The 805-nt window shown below is 69.2% G+C and carries 1 protein-coding gene; it reads left to right on the top strand.

Annotation, left to right across the window (positions count from 1 at the left end; genetic code table 11):
• The coding region (locus tag NQ160_RS24350; RefSeq protein WP_257517533.1) for an APC family permease at window positions 1-805 on the top strand (805 nt) is incomplete at both ends.

Here is an 805-nt window from a genome sequence, read left to right as displayed (position 1 = left end):
TCGCGGCGCTGAACGCCCGCGGCATCCGCGAATCGATGCGCACCAACATGGTGATGACGTGCATCGAGCTCAGTGGACTCGTGATCGTGATCGTCGCCGTGGCGATCATGATGGGCTCCGGCGGGGGAGACGTCTCGCGCGTGGGCCAGTTCCCGACCGACACCTCGCCTGCCATCGCGGTGCTCGGCGGGGCGATCATCGCCTATTACTCGTTCGTGGGGTTCGAGACCTCGGCGAACATCATCGAGGAGGTCACCGCCCCCTCGCGCGTGTACCCCCGGGCGCTGTTCGGCTCCCTCATCGTCGCGGGAATCGTGTACGTGCTGGTCGGGCTGGCCAGCGCCATCGCGCTGCCCGCAGCGGAGCTGCAGGATTCCAGCGGGCCGCTGCTGGATGTCGTGGCCGCCACCGGCGTGCCGGTCCCCGCGCTGCTGTTCAGTCTCATCGCGCTCATCGCCGTGGCCAATGGCGCGCTGCTGACGATGATCATGGCCAGCCGGCTCGCCTTCGGCATGGCCGAGCAGGGGCTGCTGCCCCCGGTGCTGGGGAAGGTCCTCCCGCGCCGCCGCACGCCGTGGGTCGCCATCGTCGCCACGACCGCGGTCGCGATGGTCCTCGCGCTCATCGGCGACCTCGCCACCCTCGCCGAGACGGTCGTGCTGCTGCTGCTGTTCGTCTTCCTCAGCACCAATATCGCCGTGCTGGTGCTGCGCCGGGAGAAGGTCGACCACGACCACTTCCGGGTGTGGTCCTTCGTCCCGGTGCTGGGTGCCGCCTCGTGCGTGCTGCTGCTGAGTCAGCAGAG

This window comes from Microbacterium sp. zg.Y909 (assembly GCF_024626565.1).
This window is presented reverse-complemented; position numbering and strand designations above follow the sequence as displayed.